This window comes from Alteribacter populi (assembly GCF_002352765.1).
Classification (GTDB): Bacteria; Bacillota; Bacilli; order Bacillales; family Salisediminibacteriaceae; genus Alteribacter; species Alteribacter populi.
Window position 1 is genome coordinate 3,615,574 of the sequence record NZ_KZ293963.1, and the last position, 16,323, is coordinate 3,631,896.

Sequence of the window (16,323 nt, forward strand, 5' to 3'; positions counted from 1 at the left end):
TTTGTGATCTGGTTACAGAGGGAGATTTAGTCAAACAGACGAACGCAGCTTTTATATAAAAGAAGCCCATTCAACTTGTGAGCGGGCTTCTTTACAATTCATTTAATCATCTATTTTGATCAGTTCAGCAATCTGTTTATATTTGCTTGAAATGGTCGATGGAGATACTTTGTATTTTTCAGCGATCGCCTTTTGGCTGACTTTCTCTGCGGCCTCGCTATATTGATGAAGCCAGTATTCGAGAGTAGCTGCAAATATTTCCGGCTTGGTCACTTTCGGGGACGTTTTTTCAACATACTCCGTCCACACTAAGCGTGCAAAGAGGAGGTCGGAGTAGGGAACGCTGTCCACAGCAAGGTTCTGCGTGAAAAGACGAAACGCTTCTTCACCGTTTTCTGTAAGGACTTCGTCGTTAATAGAAAGCACCATCTGGTTAAGAATCCCGGCTAAAATGTGTAATGCCGCAGGATAAGCTCTCGTGAGAAGATCGCGTTCAGATTCATTTTCATAACCGAACAATTGGTAGAAACGGTTCCACTCATAGACAAAGGAGTCTTTGAATGTTTCTGGAATGATCATGATATCAGAACCAAGCTCGTAGCCTTTTAACGTTGGGTAAAGGTAACCAATAATCAAGTCATCTTCTGAAAGCTGCTTCGTTGTTGGCGTCATTTCCAAGGTAATATGTGCTTTAGCAAACCAATCCATGATCGTTACGTGCTTGCCTTTAACGTCCTTTACGGAATATAGACCTGGACGAATCGTGCGCCACTGAGTCAGAAACGTACTAAACGCTTCGGAGTAGTCATCTTGATATTCGTTAAGGTACGCTTGTACGACAGATTGATCATCAATCACCTTCGCGTTAAACAAACTCCATAGAGAAGCGCTTTGGACAAATGCTTTCTGGTCGGCTTCTTCAAGAACGGAGAACTCCTTCACATCATTCCAAATCGCTTGTTGAATCTTCTCTTCATAAGGACGGCTAAACTCTACGACACGAGGAAGAAAATCCTGATAGTCTTTCTCATCCTTTCGTGTAGCTGATGATGCCGCTTGTTGTTTGTTCATACAGCACTTCTTATATTTTTTCCCGCTCCCGCAAGGACACGGATCGTTTCGTTTTACTTTTGTCATACTAAATTCCACCTCATTCAAATAAATCACATCCTCTATCATAACAAATTGTGCGGGGACTGTCCCCGCACAATTTGGATTAGCCCTTGTTTATGGTACAATCATGTGCAGAATGTTATGAGCGGAAAGGATCGACATAAATGGCAGCGAACGAAACACCTGTAAAAAAGAACGAACAAGTCCATGTGACTTTTGAAGATTTAACGCACGACGGCGCAGGAGTAGCCAAGCTAGATGGTTATCCAATTTTTGTTCCGCGCGCCCTTCCTGGTGAACAAGGCGAAATTAAAGTGATTAAAGTAAAGAAAAACTATGCGATTGGGCGTCTGATTGAACTAACGGAAGAGAGTGAAGAACGCGTAGAGCCGCCATGTCCCATCTTTAAAAATTGCGGCGGTTGTCAAATTCAGCACCTTTCCTATGAAGCACAGCTTGAGCATAAACGTAAGCACGTAGAAGGCGTTCTCCGACGAATTGGAAAATTGGACAACGTGACGGTTCATCCTACCCTTGGGATGGAGGATCCGTGGCGTTATCGTAACAAGGCACAAGTACCGGTGGGAGAGCGCAACGGTGACATTATTGCCGGCTTCTATGCTAAACGAAGTCATGAGATCGTCGACATGCCGAATTGCATCATTCAGCACGAAGAAAGTGACCACACCGTCCAACTCATCAAAGACTTGGCCAAAAAATACGGTATCCGCGCCTATGATGAAGAAAAACACCGTGGCACGCTTCGTCATATTGTGACCCGTCACGGTAAAAACACCGGAGAGCTCATGGTCGTACTCGTCACAAGAGGCAAAGAGCTTCCAAATAAGAAAAACATCATCCAAGACATTCGCGACAACCTTCCGCACGTCAAATCAATCGTGCAAAACATTAACCCAAAGAAAACGAACGTCATCTTTGGCGATAAAACAGAAGTCCTTTGGGGCGAAGAAGTCATCTACGACAGGATTGGCGATGTGAAATTTGCGATTTCCGCTCGGTCATTTTATCAAGTGAACCCTGACCAAACGAAGGTGTTATATGATAAAGCGTTAGAATACGCCAACCTTACCGGACATGAAACTGTGATTGACGCATACTGTGGCATCGGAACAATCAGCCTGTTCCTTGCCCAAAAAGCAAAGCACGTCTACGGTGTTGAAATCGTACCCGAAGCGATTTCCGACGCGAAAAACAACGCCCGACTCAACGACCTTACCAACGCTGAATTCGCCGTCGGGGAAGCCGAAAAAGTCATGCCATGGTGGTACGCTCAAGGCGTTCGACCAGACGTCATCGTCGTCGACCCACCACGAAAAGGCTGCGACGAAACACTGCTTGAAACGATCGTCAACATGAAACCAGAGCGTGTCGTCTACGTTTCCTGCAACCCAGCAACACTGGCAAGAGACTTGAAGTATTTAGCTGAGCATGGATTTGAAACGAAAGAAGTTCAGCCGGTGGACATGTTTCCGCAGACGATGCATGTGGAGTGTGTGGCGGAGGTCGTTCGCAAGGGGAATTAATCGATTTCATTGAACAGGGAGAACCAGGATGAACCGTCCCCACATACGAAATGGAGAGTTGTTTATGGAAGATAATGTATTTGAACAGATGGCAAGAAGATATGATACAGAAGAAAGAATAAAATTAGCTAAAGTTATAGTTAAGGTAGTAAGACCAGAGTTACGAAATAGTAAGTCGAAATCGTTAATAGACTATGGGAGTGGTACTGGTCTAATTGGTTTAGATTTATCAGATTTAGTTGATTCCGTTTTGTTGGTAGATTCATCAAAAGAAATGTTGGAGGTTGCGAAAGCTAAGATTTCTCACAAGGGAATTACTAACTCAAGGGTACTTTCTTCAGATTTCACTCAAGAAACTCCTGAACTTAAGGCAGACATGATTGTAATGTCATTAGTCCTTCTTCATATTCCAGATACTAAAAAGATTTTACAAGAGTTGTTCAACATTTTAAATAATGGTGGTAAGCTACTTGTTATTGATTTTGACAAAAACGACAAAATAAATCATCCGAAAGTTCATAACGGTTTTTCACATGAGGAATTGAAAACAAAGTTATCCGAAGTTGGATTTAAATCAACTGAAATTAAGACATTCTATCATGGAAATCGTATTTTTATGAATCAAGATGCCTCAATGTTTATATCCAGTAGTATAAAGTGATGGAAGCAGGGGACGGTTCTTCTGCTTCTTTCGACTGTCAAAAGGAAGCAAGGGAACCGTCCCCGCGCTACCGCCCAATAAAAGCAAAAAAGTGGCGGTCTGAGTTAAACCGCTACTTTTTTTATTGATCCATTTCATTTTTTTCAATCAAATTGATGATTTCTTCATTGGCTACTGGTTCAATTTCCACCTTCTTTTTATTTTTGACAATATTCTCAGTGGTGTTCTTTATTGCCTCTTTATCCACTTCGCCGCCGAGTTTTTCGTCCCAACGTGCAGGTACTTCGTAAACATTAATTGTACCATCTCCATTCCCGCTGTAAGTAACAGCTCCATCTACTACACGGGTACCCTTTAACTGGATCACATCTTCAGGATAGGTGGCACTTACATCTTCGTGATTAGGATTAATCGGAGTACCAGCAGGGATTTTTTTAACATACATTTTATCTATTTGTTGATTTGGAGCTAGTTGATGCCACACCCTTGCATATTCAATTTCTTCGGAGGAGTATTTAGACAAGTCAACATCTTTTCCTTTAGATCCTTCTTCACTTTTTGAGGAGTCATTATTCGGTTTATCATTTTCTGATTCGTTTGAAGAATCATCAGTAGATTCATCCTTCTCTGCATCCTTTGATGAATCTTTACTAGATTCCTCTTTCACTGAATCATCTGTTTTCTCTGTGGACTCTGATTTATCTTCTTCTTTATCTGATGAACCATCTTCCGTTTCAGAATCTGCTACAGATTCGTCCTCCTCGTTATTTGCCCCTTTACTCTCAGAACCACACCCTGTGACCATTACAGTAATCAGAAGCAGAGCTACACAATAAAACATCACTTTAAAATTTCTCATTCAACCTACCCACCCTTTCATTTCTTCTAAAAAACATATGTATTGAGTGAGGAAAAGAAATAATTTCCAACCCTGCATATATGTTATTATCTATAATCTAAAATGACAAGGTATTTTTGTATTTTTTGTATTATTTTGTAATATTATGGGGGAAAGGGGCGGTTCTTCTGCTTCATTCGACTGTCAAAAGGAAGCAAGGGAACCGTCCCTGCTCTTTCCCACCCAGCGCAATAACCTGTCTCAATCCATTATCCCTCCAGTGTTGCTATCCTGATATTTAAGCTTTTCAAAGAGAGCTATACTGTTCAATATCCTGCGTTATATTTTGGATGGACTGCTGCCAAAATTCCGGTTGAGAAAGGCTTATGCTGAAATGCTTCTCAACCAACTGTTCAAGTGGGAGTAATCCTGTTTCATTTAAGAAACTTTGGAACTTTCGGCTGAATAGATTATCTTTCTCCGCTTGCTTTAATAGTCCAATACTTAACAGGAACCCGAGAGGGTAGGGGTAATTATAAAAAGGGATGTTTGCCTGGTAAAACTGAACATACTTAATCCAAATAAATGGCTCGTATTCACTTAATCCATTGCCGTATGCTTCTTTTTGACATTGTAATGAAAGCTCTTCTATCTGTTTGTCATCCAGGGGGCCTTTTTTTCTGTATTCATAGAATCTATTTTCAAACCAGAAAGCTCCTCTAATCGCCATTAAATAATTCAGACTTCGGTCAATCTTAGCTCCAAGAATCGTTTTTTTGACTGAAACATCGTTGGTGTTTTCAATTACATAATCGATATAGGCCGTTTCAAAGAAGATTGAAGCAGTTTCAGCTGTAGTCATTTCAAACGTTTCATCCGAAAATCTTAGTGATGGAGATTTTTTCATTTGTTTAAAATGCCAGGCGTGGCCCAGTTCGTGAGCAAGCCTTCTTGCGCTGTCTATACTGTTGTCGTAATTAATGGATATCCGTGATTCACCTTCCGGCATAAATGGTGCACAAAACCCTCCCGGCGGCTTAGTATCACGCGGTTCCGCATCTACCCAGCCTCTCCTAATGATTTCTTTAATAAATTTGCTTTGGTTACTGTCAATGGGCGTAAGGGCTTCATAGATTCCTTCAACTGCCTGTGAGAAAGGAATTTCGTACGGTGTTTCCTGAAATGAAGTCATTACCTCATGCCACGAGATTCTTTCTTTACCTGATTTGTGAGCTTTGATATTTAAATACCTGACAAGCTCAGGCAGGTTGTCATCAACTGTATTCCACATGGCGTCAAGTACCGGCTTTGAAATCCCGTTTAACTTTAGTGAACCTTCAAGGTAATCCGTGTTCTTCACCTCATTCTCATTTAGCCGTAGTCCAACCATGGAATTGTAGATAGAGGCAAAAATACCAGCTTGTTTTTCCAGTGTCCTGTTAAGTTTAGTGAATACAAGGTTTCTGGTAGAAGGCTTTGGGTGAGACAGCGCTGAATAACTGGCTTCAGCAAACGATAATTCACTCTTTTCACCCTCAATTTCGACTTTAACTTTTAGATTGTTTCTTACTTGTTCATAGATTTCTTCCAGACTGCTGAGTGTTTCTGAGGCAAAACCTGTTATGATTTTTTCTGCGCTGATTTTGGGCTCTGTACCTTCTACTAAATCCTCTATAAAATGCTTATGATTAATACGGTCAGACCAGGCTGCAAATTGCTCATCACTCATATGCCTGATTCTTTCAAGCTGATTAGATACTAGGAGATGAATGTTTGATTTTAACTCTGAGATGTTTGAATGTATTGAAGATAAAAGAGAGGGGTCTGCCTTTTCGGTCGTAAGGCAATAATAGAAAGATTCTGCTGAATCCACTTTTTGAATCAGTCGTGCAAGTGTGTTCAATTCGCTTTCATTCAGTGATTCTGATTCTTCAGTGTTCTCAAGTGCTGAAAGATTTTTTTTCAAACTATTAATGTGATTTTTAAACTGTTCCGTGTCCGGTCCGCATGGAAGAAGATTAGACAGGTTCCATCTGGGAGGAGCAGAGAATGTATTCATTTTGTTTTCACTCCTATCATGTCTATGAAAAGGGAGACTCTATAATTAAATGATAATCCCTGTTTTCTTTGTAGGCATTGAAAATCATATAAAATTTGGCTATCTAATCATGTTTAATATACTTTTTGAGTTCTTTAAAATGCCCAATAAACCAAGACTTTTTTTCGCATCTCTTGCTAATTTCTTTTCGGCTGTTTTAATGATTTTCTCATCGGCCGTAGAATAATTACCGGACTCAAACATTGGTTGAGGATCATATTCCAGTATCAGCTGAATCGCTTTGGTCTCATTTTCTCCAATAATTCTATTCGATAAATATAAAGCCATATCAATACCTGCAGACACCCCCGCGGCGGTTATGTATTTCCCTTCCTCCACAATGCGTTCTCTTGTCGGTACCGCTCCAAACTTACTTAACAGATTTAGAGGTTTCCAGTGGGAGGTTGCCTTCAGTCCTGTTAATAAACCGGCTGAAGCGAGCAGCGTAGAACCCGAGCAGACTGATGTTGTCCATTTAGTCGTCTTGTCGATTTTCTTAATCCACGTCAACACGTTCTCGTTCTTCATTTCCTCAACGAACGCGATAGTGGAACCGGGGATGATTAAAATGTCCGCCTCTAGAACATCTGCGATACGGTGCTTCACGTTAATATCTATAAAACCAGAATCAGCCTTTATTTCTCCGGTTCTCTCAGCCACAAAGTAAATCTCAGCGTCAGGAATGTTTCGTAAAACCTCATATGGGCCGATGGCATCCAGCATAGTTATGCCATTGTAAAGGTAAATGACTATTTTCATATTTTTTCCTCCTCTTTCTCTAGAAACTATTCAATAACACTGCTGGAAATCCTCTAACCAACGAGAAATCTGCATAAAAAGCCAAAAAAAATGGCGTTTCATGATAGTTAGCCTGGCAAGACAATATTCAAAAGGTTACAAATAATTACATATCCTGATTGATTTTATATAAGAAAAAACACACATGCTGACAAATTATTCCTTTAGACACTGTAAATTACTAACAATACAATTTATAATAATACATAGAGTAAAAATGACGTAGCAAAGGGACGGTAAGGAAGCAAGAGAACCGTCCCCACGCTTCATTTGGCAAAATGTAAATACAAGGCAAAGGTACCATGTTGGACTATGACTGCAAAGCTAATAAGGTTTTTTTCAAAAGGTAATTAATGGGGTGAGTTAATGAGTATCTCTTTTAAGCACCTAGCATACAAGATACTTAAAGAAACAAGCAAACCAATGACACCAACTGAAATCTGGGAGTACGCTAAACGTAACAATTATGATAGTTTAGTTTCATCTAAAGGCAAGACGCCAGAAAGGTCAATTGGTGCCAGGATGTACGTGGATATGAACAAAAATCCAGATAGTAAATTTATTAAAATTGAAGAAGCGAAGCCGAGGAAGTTTTTCCTCAAGGAATTGGCTAGTGAAGCAGAAATAAACAGAATTCGGGAGAAGGAAAAAGAAGACGTGGAGGAACCGGAAGGCAACACTAAATATTCTGAGCGGGATTTGCATCCGTTCCTCACCTATTTTGCTGATACGTTTATGAATATACATACAAAAACCATCTATCATGAGCGTTCTACAAAAAGCAGTTATGCACAATGGCTGCATCCGGATATTGTAGGTGTTAACTTCCCTATTGATGAATGGCACAAAGAAGTTCTGGAGTTTGGTATGCAGTTTGGTAGCCAATTAGTAAAGATTTATTCTTTTGAACTGAAGAAAGAGCTGACTTTCTCCAATCTTAGAGAATCTTTTTTTCAGACGGTTTCAAACTCAAGTTGGGCTAATGAAGGGTATTTGGTGGCAGCAAAAGTATCTAGAGATGATGAGTTCTTAAATGAACTAAAGCGTCTGTCCACTGCTTTCGGGATAGGAATATCGAGCTGGATATTGAAGACCCTGATTCTTCTTCTGTGCTGTTCCCGGCCAGATACAAACCAGACCTGGATTGGGAAACGATAAATAAGATAACGGTCCAGAATCCGGATTTCAAAAAGTTTATTAGAAGAGTAAAGAATGATTTGAATAGCCACGAAGTCATTAAGCAAATGTACGATAAAGTTTATGAAGCAGAAGCTTTAATTGACTTAATAAAGAAGTGAAATGATTGAACCTCCTCTATATAAAAGTGGAGGTTTTTTGTTGTCATGCGAAGTGATATATAATTAGGAAAGCATATTGGAGGATGGTGTGTTATGAAACTTCGCAAAAGCAAGTTGTCACCGAGAACGATAGAAGAAAGTAAACAGTTATGAAAAGCTAAGGGACGGTTTTTCTGCTTCATTCGACTGGCAAAAGGAAGCATGAGAACCGTCCCTGCGCTTCCCTTCACTGAATTTCAAGAATTTTGGTACTTATTTCAAATGACCTTTGGATTACTATTAAAGACTGTAAACGCTTACGGTGTTGTGGTTATCAGATTTCACTATAGTAACTGAACGCTCGCTCACCAATTTCGCTCTTATCCCAATATAGAGAACAGACTAAATTATCTGAAAAGGATATGGACAAGGGTTTATAGGGGTGCTATATTTGGTCGTAGAATTTAACATCACGAGGAGGAGCTTCTATGATTGAAAATCCACTTATAGCCACGACGTTAATCTTTGCTTTAATTGCTTTGGGTGAATGGTTATCCATTGTCTCTAGAGCAAGGGTCCCCATGCTTTTAACTGCTATGGTTGGTTTCTTAATCTGCACCTGGACAGGGGTATTTCCAGCAGATATTTTAGACAAATCAATGTTCCCTGCTCTCGGGGCAATCTTAATTGGCCCAGCGCTTGTCCATATGGGGACACTCATTCCATTTGAATTGCTGAAAAGTCAAATAAAGGCTGTTGCTATTGCCATTGGAGGGTTAGTCGTTACGATTGGGACAACCCTTATCTTTATCACTATCTTTTTCGACTATTCGACTGCTGTTGCTGGTGTCGGCCCAGTTACAGGCGGCATTATCGCCCTCATTATTACGTCAGAAAAGTTAACCGAAATTGGCTTAACAAGTTTAATCGTCGTCCCAGCCTTAATTGTGGCGTTTCAAGGCTTGATGGGAATGCCGTTAGCGCTAAACTTTATGCGTCGATATTCTAAAAAAGTAATCAATCAAATCGACGAAGGGACATTCGTTCCAATGACGAAAGGGATAGACAAAACAGTTTTAGAAAAAGAAAGCCAAAAAACAAGCATTTTAAAATCTAGTTTAACGCTAAAGCTATTCTATGTTTTTGTTGGGGCTGCAATCGGAGTTACTCTTGGTGAACTTACAGCCATTCACTATAGCTTATGGTGTTTAGCAATAGGAATTGCTGGCTTAAAATTTGGTCTATTCGAAGCACGCTCACTTGAAAAAGCGAATTCATTTACGATCACCATGATTGGTATTATTTTCGTTGTTATTGGTACGATGGCTGATGTCACTCCACAGGATGTTTTAAATCATTTACCTGCAATTATGGCGATCATCTTTATCGGTACAGCAGGACTTTCCCTCGGTGGTTACATCGTATCAAAGCTAGTAAAGTGGGACCCTTTAAAAGGAATGCCAGTTGCTTTAACAGCACTCTTCGGATTCCCAGCAGATTATATCTTGTGTGAGGAAGTTGCACGTAGTGTAGCGAGAAATAAAAAAGAAGAAAAATTGATTTTTGAGGAACTATTGGCACCGATGTTAATCGGAGGATTTACAACAGTAACCATTGCATCAGTTGTCATTGCAGGAATACTTGTACAAACACTATAAGGAGAGAGATGACTTATGAGTAAAAAACTGATTAAAAACGGCACTGTTATTAATGGAACAGGTGCTGATGCAAAGGAAGGACATATTGTTGTTGTTGAAGGAAATAAAATAGTGTATGTCGGTCCAGAAGAAAGCTATGATGTTTGTGGAGATGAAGAAGTGATTGATGCACAAGGTGGAACAATTTTACCAGGGTTAATTGATACACATGTTCATATGATGTTTGAATATGAGCCTGTTCAAAAAAGATTAACTACCCCATTTTCAATGATGTTTTATAAAGCACAAAAATATTTTGAAAAAACGATAAACGCAGGGGTAACATCTGTACGTGATGCACTTGGAGCAGACCTAGGTGTCAAACATGCCGTTGAGCAAGGCTACATTAAAGGACCACGCCTCCAAGTGAGTATTAACGCCTTAACCATTACAGGTGGTCACGGAGATGGCACCCAGTTGTCTGGCCAAGTATTAGATATCCTTCCATCTGATTACCCAGGCATGCCAGACGGACGGTGTGATGGTGTCGATGAAGTAAGGAAGAAAACACGGCAAATGCTTCGGGCAGGAGCTGAAGTCATTAAGGTTCATGCAACAGGCGGTGTCTTAAGCCCAACCGACCATCCAGAATTCACACAGTTCTCTCTAGATGAGCTAAAAGCCATTGTCGAAGAAGGAAAGTTTCGCAAGGGTGTCAAAGTCATGGCACATGCACAAGGCGCAGAAGGAATTAAAAACGCTGTTAAAGCTGGAATCCATTCAATTGAACACGGGATATTTATTGATGATGAAGTAGCTGAATTAATGGTTGAGAGCGGAACCTATTTAGTTCCAACACTTCTAGCTCCAGTATCTGTGTTAGAAATGGCCGATCAACTCGGGATGCCACAATCAGCAGTCGAAAAATCTAAAGAAGTCATTGAACAGCATAAAGAAAGCATTGCCCGTGCACATAAAGCAGGCGTTAAAATTGCTATGGGGACAGATGCTGGCGTGTTTCTCCACGGCACAAACCTACGTGAACTTGGCTTAATGGTTGATGTCGGCATAACCCCAATGGAAGCGCTCGTTGCTTCCACAAAAACCGCAGCAGAGTGTTTGGGATGGGATGACAAGCTCGGGACATTAGAAGAAGGAAAACTTGCCGACGTTGTGGTAGTGAAAGGAAACCCATTAAATGACATTTACTCCTTGGCAGATAACGATCATGTTCAAGTTGTGATAAAGGATGGAAAAATTGAAAAGAACTTATTAGTATAAAATAATATTCGACGTAGCAAAGGGACGGTTTAGTTAAAAACCGTCCCCGCGCTTTCTATTAATTACGTGTTAATTGAGCTTTTTTAGTATCAATCGGATTAAGGTCGAATCGGTCTGCATTCATTACTTTGACCCAGGCAGCGATAAAGTCTCGGACAAACTTTTCTTTGTTATCGTCTTGAGCGTAAACTTCTGAAAGGGAACGTAGAACGGAGTTGGAACCGAAAACGAGGTCAACTCTCGTTGCAGTACGTACGACTTCACCTGTCTTGCGGTCACGTCCTTCATATACGTTGTGGTCAACAGGTTTCCATTCGATTCCCATGTCAAGTAAGTTCACAAAGAAGTCGTTTGTGAGGGTGCCGACACGGTTCGTGAATACGCCGTGCTTAGTGCTACCGAAGTTAGTACCAAGCGCACGCATACCACCAATAAGAGCAGTCATTTCTGGTGCAGTAAGAGTTAAGAGTTGTGCTTTGTCTATAAGAAGCTCTTCTGGTCTTACATTGTACTGCTTCTTCAGATAGTTACGGAAACCATCAGCGTAAGGTTCCAGTACATCGAAGCTCTCTGCATCCGTTTGTTCTACTGTGGCATCACCGCGTCCAGGTGTAAACGGAACTGTTACGTCAAAGCCTGCATCTTTTGCAGCTTTTTCTACTGCTGCACTACCGCCCAGTACGATCAAATCGGCAATGCTGACTTTTTTATCAAGGTGATTTTGAATGTTTTGAAGTACGGTAAGTACTTTTTCAAGTTGTTCTGGCTGATTCACTTCCCAATCCTTTTGTGGAGCAAGGCGGATGTGCGCACCATTGGCACCGCCACGCATATCGGATCCGCGGAAAGTGCTGGCGGAAGCCCAGGCAGTTGTTACGAGTTCGCTCACTGTAAGTCCTGAGTCCAGGATCTTCTCTTTTAGCTCTTCGATTTCTGCATCTGTCAATTCATAATCAACTTTTTGGATAGGGTCTTGCCAGATAAACTCTTCTTCCGGAACTTCTGGTCCAAGATAGCGGTCACGAGGACCCATGTCACGGTGTAAGAGTTTAAACCAAGCATGAGCAAAGGCATTGGCAAATTCATCTGGATTCTTATGGAAACGGCGGGAGATCTTTTCGAATTCCGGATCTTCACGCAACGCCATATCCGCGGTAGTCATCATTGTTGGAACACGCTTGGATGGATCTTCCGCATCAGGTGCAAGGTGGTTCTCATCTGGATTGACAGGCTTCCATTGATGTGCACCGGCAGGGCTCTTCGTTAGCTCCCATTCATATCCGAACAGCATATCAAAGTAAGTGTTGTCCCATTGTGTCGGAGTAGGCGTCCAAGCTCCTTCAATTCCGCTCGTGATTGTGTCAGAACCTTTTCCGCTGCCATGTGTGCCTTCCCAGCCTAAGCCTTGTGATTCAAGAGGAGCTGCTTCTGGATCTGGGCCAACATGTTTCTCGGCGTCTCCTGCACCGTGCGCCTTACCAAACGTATGACCGCCAGCCGTTAGTGCAACCGTTTCTTCATCGTTCATTCCCATACGCAAAAAGGTTTCACGAATGTCACGGGCACTTGCAAGCGGATCGGGCTTTCCGTTTGGACCTTCCGGGTTTACATAGATAAGACCCATCTGAACAGCTGCAAGCGGATTTTCCAGTTCACGATCACCGGAGTAACGGTTATCACCGAGCCATTCTGTTTCAGAGCCCCAGTAGATGTCTTCTTCCGGATGCCAGATGTCTGGGCGTCCAGCTCCAAACCCAATCGTTTTTCCGCCCATTGATTCGATCGCCACATTCCCTGCTAGAACAAGGAGGTCGGCCCAGGAGATCTTGTTACCGTATTTCTGCTTAATCGGCCATAATAATCTGCGAGCTTTATCAAGGTTGCCGTTGTCAGGCCAGCTGTTTAGCGGAGCAAAGCGCTGTGCACCAGTTCCACCGCCACCTCGGCCATCACCAGTTCGATACGTACCAGCCGCATGCCAAGACATACGGATAAAGAATGGACCGTAATGTCCGTAGTCAGCAGGCCACCAATCTTGGCTGTCGGTCATTAATTCATTAAGGTCTTTCTTAAGTGCATCGTAATCTAATTCTTTAAACTCTTCGGAATAAATAAAATCTTCTTCCATAGGATTAGATTTTGTGTCATGCTGTTGCAAAATATTTAAGTTCAGCGCATTTGGCCACCAGTCTTTACTTGTCGTACCGCTAGATTTTTTGCTTGTAGAGCTTCCATGGAACGGGCAACTTTCAATGCTTTGCACGTCTTTGTTATCCATATTTCCCTCTCCTTTTGTGTATAATATAGTAAATAATTACCCCTCTAGTCGTAAGAATTTCACGACTCAGATTAGAATAATTATTTCCATGTTATCATTATAAAAAAATATTATTTAAAATGAAAGAAATAAAGCTTGTGAGAATAAAAGTATTTTGATTGCCCTAGCAAGAAGGAATGTTTTTTGTTAATATTCGATTTCGGCATTAAGGATCGAAATTCCTTCTTCTTCTGCTTATTGATGGGTAAAGAAGAATGAGAACCATCTCCACTTTCCCACGCTTCCAGACCAAAGTAGGAATAAGGTGTATGGGTGAAAGGGAACTACATAACCGTTTAGTCCATAATAAAAAGAGCAGGCATATAGCCTGCTCTTTATCTAAAATCATTTGCCAAAACTTTTGGTAGAAATAAGAGTATCCTACCCGTTATCTTGTGAATAAACAGGAAGTATATTGACTAGTCTCAATGAACCTAAGGACTAGTGGAAGAATTGGAGCTGATCATTCTTCACAACTTCCGTACAATGCAATTTTCCCCCGACAAGCAATGGAATTGTACGTCTGATGTAGTTAATCTCTCTACTTCTAACCGATTCCTTCCCGTGTGACCCATCACGGATACAATCGAAGATCAGGTGAGCAAACTCATGCTCAATCCTCCGCCAAGAACTAGGTTTATTCCGATTCTCTTCGGACATGCTCTAACCTCATCGTAAAGTATTTCCAGACTTCTTTGTCGCTACGTTCCTCAGGGGTTAGTTCTTCGTCCGGTTTTGCACCAAGAGTAAGTTGAAAGTCACCGCCATACTTTTCCTCAAGCTCGGCAGATTGATATACAAGGAAATCGAATTCATTTAGGTCAAGGTCGCTTTCCTCTAAATCACGTTCTCTTTGTATTTCACGCTCGTAAGACTCGATAATTTTGATAAGTGGAATAACCTTACCAGCAGGGTTCCGGTAGGAGGCGGTTTCAGGAATTCGAATGTGTTGTCCTTCTTTTGCACGCTCAATTCCAATGAAGCGACCTTCCTTAATCCACTTATTGATTGCTGTTTGAGACACATCAAAAAACTTTGCTAATTGCCCAGTTTTATAAGTCACAACTTCTTCTACGTAAGCGTCGTCACTAGCCAACTCAGCCCAGCGTTCCTTGATTTCTGATAGTAATTTTCGGACCTTTTCTGGATCACTCAAGATATAATTATTTACTTTGCTACTATCAATTTTGAAGCGCGGTGATTCTTCCAATAACTTTAAACAAGCCTTGAGAAATACAATGTTTGACTCGTTATCATTGATAATGTTTTTTTCGAATTTTTCCATGAATATGTTCTTTTCTTGGACATCCAATGACATATTGATCACCTCTCACCTCCAATCATACATAAACTGAAACCAAACTGAAACCCCTAGGCACTATTCTTTTCATATTTATTTTATTTATACCCTCTATTCTATGAATATGTGCATAGATAGAAAACATTCCTGAATCCTTTGATGCGCTATAGAAAATCCATGATAGGTTATGGTTAGATCCTTCATGCTGCTCCGATTTAGATTGAAAGAAAAATGAGCCTTATTGATTATTCGATAAGGCTCTTTGTATCGAAAATGTTTGTCGAAAAATAGGCCAATTTGTGAAACGTTGGCTGTTTTCATACCGTCAAATAGAGTAAGTAAAATTAAAAGGGGTTAGTGTAATGGTGGTAAATCGTTATTTTAAGATCATTTTTGTGTCTGTGCTCATTGTCGCTTTACTAGGCTCTTCCTATTGGATTGGATTTGCTGGAGATCAAGGAGAGGTTGAGGTTCTTCAACAAGATTTAGCTGAGGCGAAAATAGAAGTTGAAGAGTTAAAACAACAAGTTTCACAGTTTGATAAAGTGCGTGATGAAAACGATCAGCTAAAAAGTAGATTAGAAGATAGAGAGAGTCAAGTTAAAGATTTTGAAGAGACCATTGAAGAGTTGGAGGAAAAAATCGACCTGATTGAGAACGGTCTTTCAACAAAGGAACCTGAACCAGATGGCTCAAAAAAAGTATTTTTGACGTTTGATGATGGACCAACGGCTATCACAGAGGATATTGTGGATACGTTAAATGACTATGATGTAAATGGGACATTCTTTACGGTTGGTCAAAGGATGGAAGAGTCCCCTGAAATATCTCAGCGTACGTACGAAGAAGGGAACATGATATTGACTCACTCTTACACCCATGACTACTCGATCTATGAGAGTCTTGATTCGTTTTATGAAGACTTGCGTTTAGCTGAAGAGGCTTATGAAAATGTACTTGGGTTTGAGGCACCACAAATTCTTCGTTTTCCTGGAGGATCATCAAATCACAGTTCCTTTAATTACGGCGGAGAAGAATTCATGACAACGTTAACGGAGGATATAAAGGATAGAGGCTATCATTATATCGACTGGAATGTAACCTCGGGTGATGCGAGTGACATTTACGACCAGCCTGACGAGATGCTTAAGCAGATCAAAGCGACGAGTGCGGATCGAGATCTGGTCGTCCCTCTTTTTCATGACACAGCGCGAAACGAAGCAACAGCAGAAATCCTTCCTGAAGTGATTGAGTTTTACAAAGAGGAAGGCTATGAATTCCGAACCTTTGCTGACATTACAGACGAAGAGTTAAACGAGATGATGAATAAACAAATCGCAGATAAACCCGTCGTTCGCTAGGGATTTGAAGAAGCAAGATATTCGACATTAAGGACCATCAATAGTTGAAACCGTTATTAAGAATACACAATATTAATAGTGTATTCTTAATTTTTACA

12 protein-coding genes are annotated in these 16,323 nt (G+C 40.9%); 6 read left to right on the forward strand and 6 right to left on the reverse strand.

The features are described 5' to 3' along the window. Positions 1-102: 102 nt before the first annotated feature. Entirely contained in the window at positions 103-1,137 is a 1,035-nt protein-coding gene (locus CDZ94_RS16795) for an SEC-C metal-binding domain-containing protein (RefSeq protein ID WP_157911778.1), read from the reverse strand. 140 nt (positions 1,138-1,277) lie between these two features. Here CDZ94_RS16795 and rlmD point away from each other — a divergent pair, with 140 nt between their 5' ends. Next, a complete protein-coding gene (gene rlmD, locus CDZ94_RS16800; RefSeq protein ID WP_096439005.1) occupies positions 1,278-2,657 on the forward strand; it encodes a 23S rRNA (uracil(1939)-C(5))-methyltransferase RlmD in 1,380 nt (459 codons plus the stop codon). Between the two features lie 64 nt (positions 2,658-2,721). Next, positions 2,722-3,318, forward strand: a complete 597-nt coding sequence (locus CDZ94_RS16805; RefSeq protein WP_096439007.1) for a class I SAM-dependent DNA methyltransferase — start codon at positions 2,722-2,724, stop codon at positions 3,316-3,318. A gap of 121 nt (positions 3,319-3,439) precedes the next feature. Here the strand turns inward: CDZ94_RS16805 and CDZ94_RS16810 are convergent, their stop codons facing one another. The 3 genes from CDZ94_RS16810 to CDZ94_RS16820 all read right to left on the reverse strand — a co-directional run bounded on the left by CDZ94_RS16810 (position 3,440) and on the right by CDZ94_RS16820 (position 7,013). Next, positions 3,440-4,177, reverse strand: coding sequence for a hypothetical protein (locus CDZ94_RS16810; RefSeq protein WP_096439009.1), 738 nt, complete (start codon positions 4,175-4,177; stop codon positions 3,440-3,442). 286 nt (positions 4,178-4,463) lie between these two features. Beyond that, positions 4,464-6,215, reverse strand: coding sequence for a M3 family metallopeptidase (locus CDZ94_RS16815; protein WP_096439011.1), 1,752 nt, complete (start codon positions 6,213-6,215; stop codon positions 4,464-4,466). 99 nt (positions 6,216-6,314) lie between these two features. Then, positions 6,315-7,013, reverse strand: a complete 699-nt coding sequence (locus tag CDZ94_RS16820) for a DJ-1/PfpI family protein (protein WP_096439013.1) — start codon at positions 7,011-7,013, stop codon at positions 6,315-6,317. A 405-nt stretch (positions 7,014-7,418) separates the two neighbouring features. On the opposite strand from CDZ94_RS16820, the gene CDZ94_RS16825 reads away from it, so the two are divergent. From CDZ94_RS16825 to CDZ94_RS16835, 3 genes are all read left to right on the forward strand, one after another. Further along, the gene (locus tag CDZ94_RS16825) at positions 7,419-8,210 is read left to right on the forward strand and encodes an HTH domain-containing protein (RefSeq protein ID WP_198546733.1); all 792 of its coding nucleotides are present in this window, start codon (positions 7,419-7,421) and stop codon (positions 8,208-8,210) included. Between the two features lie 607 nt (positions 8,211-8,817). Then, positions 8,818-9,987, forward strand: coding sequence for a hypothetical protein (locus tag CDZ94_RS16830; protein ID WP_096439015.1), 1,170 nt, complete (start codon positions 8,818-8,820; stop codon positions 9,985-9,987). A 15-nt stretch (positions 9,988-10,002) separates the two neighbouring features. Further along, positions 10,003-11,247, forward strand: coding sequence for a metal-dependent hydrolase family protein (locus CDZ94_RS16835; protein ID WP_096439017.1), 1,245 nt, complete (start codon positions 10,003-10,005; stop codon positions 11,245-11,247). Between the two features lie 58 nt (positions 11,248-11,305). Here CDZ94_RS16835 and katG read toward each other — a convergent pair whose 3' ends face one another. Together katG and CDZ94_RS16845 are read right to left on the reverse strand one after the other, a co-directional pair. Further along, positions 11,306-13,525, reverse strand: coding sequence for a catalase/peroxidase HPI (gene katG, locus CDZ94_RS16840; RefSeq protein ID WP_096439019.1), 2,220 nt, complete (start codon positions 13,523-13,525; stop codon positions 11,306-11,308). A gap of 676 nt (positions 13,526-14,201) precedes the next feature. Beyond that, positions 14,202-14,891: a helix-turn-helix domain-containing protein gene (locus CDZ94_RS16845; RefSeq protein ID WP_096439021.1), complete on the reverse strand. Its 690-nt coding sequence runs from the start codon at positions 14,889-14,891 to the stop codon at positions 14,202-14,204. Positions 14,892-15,226: 335 nt separating this feature from the next. Between CDZ94_RS16845 and CDZ94_RS16850 the strand changes: the two genes are divergently transcribed. Beyond that, positions 15,227-16,225 carry a polysaccharide deacetylase family protein gene (locus CDZ94_RS16850; protein ID WP_096439023.1) on the forward strand — a complete coding sequence of 333 codons (999 nt, stop codon included), beginning with the start codon at positions 15,227-15,229 and terminating at the stop codon, positions 16,223-16,225. Positions 16,226-16,323: the final 98 nt, after the last annotated feature.

Coding starts and splice junctions, on each gene's coding strand:
- CDZ94_RS16850 (WP_096439023.1), top strand. CDS start 15,227: ATGGTGGTAAATCGTTATTTTAAGATCATTTTTGTGTCTGTGCTCATT.
- CDZ94_RS16830 (WP_096439015.1), top strand. CDS start 8,818: ATGATTGAAAATCCACTTATAGCCACGACGTTAATCTTTGCTTTAATT.
- rlmD (WP_096439005.1), top strand. CDS start 1,278: ATGGCAGCGAACGAAACACCTGTAAAAAAGAACGAACAAGTCCATGTG.
- CDZ94_RS16820 (WP_096439013.1), bottom strand. CDS start 7,013: ATGAAAATAGTCATTTACCTTTACAATGGCATAACTATGCTGGATGCC.
- CDZ94_RS16810 (WP_096439009.1), bottom strand. CDS start 4,177: ATGAGAAATTTTAAAGTGATGTTTTATTGTGTAGCTCTGCTTCTGATT.
- CDZ94_RS16825 (WP_198546733.1), top strand. CDS start 7,419: ATGAGTATCTCTTTTAAGCACCTAGCATACAAGATACTTAAAGAAACA.
- katG (WP_096439019.1), bottom strand. CDS start 13,525: ATGGATAACAAAGACGTGCAAAGCATTGAAAGTTGCCCGTTCCATGGA.
- CDZ94_RS16805 (WP_096439007.1), top strand. CDS start 2,722: ATGGAAGATAATGTATTTGAACAGATGGCAAGAAGATATGATACAGAA.
- CDZ94_RS16835 (WP_096439017.1), top strand. CDS start 10,003: ATGAGTAAAAAACTGATTAAAAACGGCACTGTTATTAATGGAACAGGT.
- CDZ94_RS16815 (WP_096439011.1), bottom strand. CDS start 6,215: ATGAATACATTCTCTGCTCCTCCCAGATGGAACCTGTCTAATCTTCTT.
- CDZ94_RS16795 (WP_157911778.1), bottom strand. CDS start 1,137: ATGACAAAAGTAAAACGAAACGATCCGTGTCCTTGCGGGAGCGGGAAA.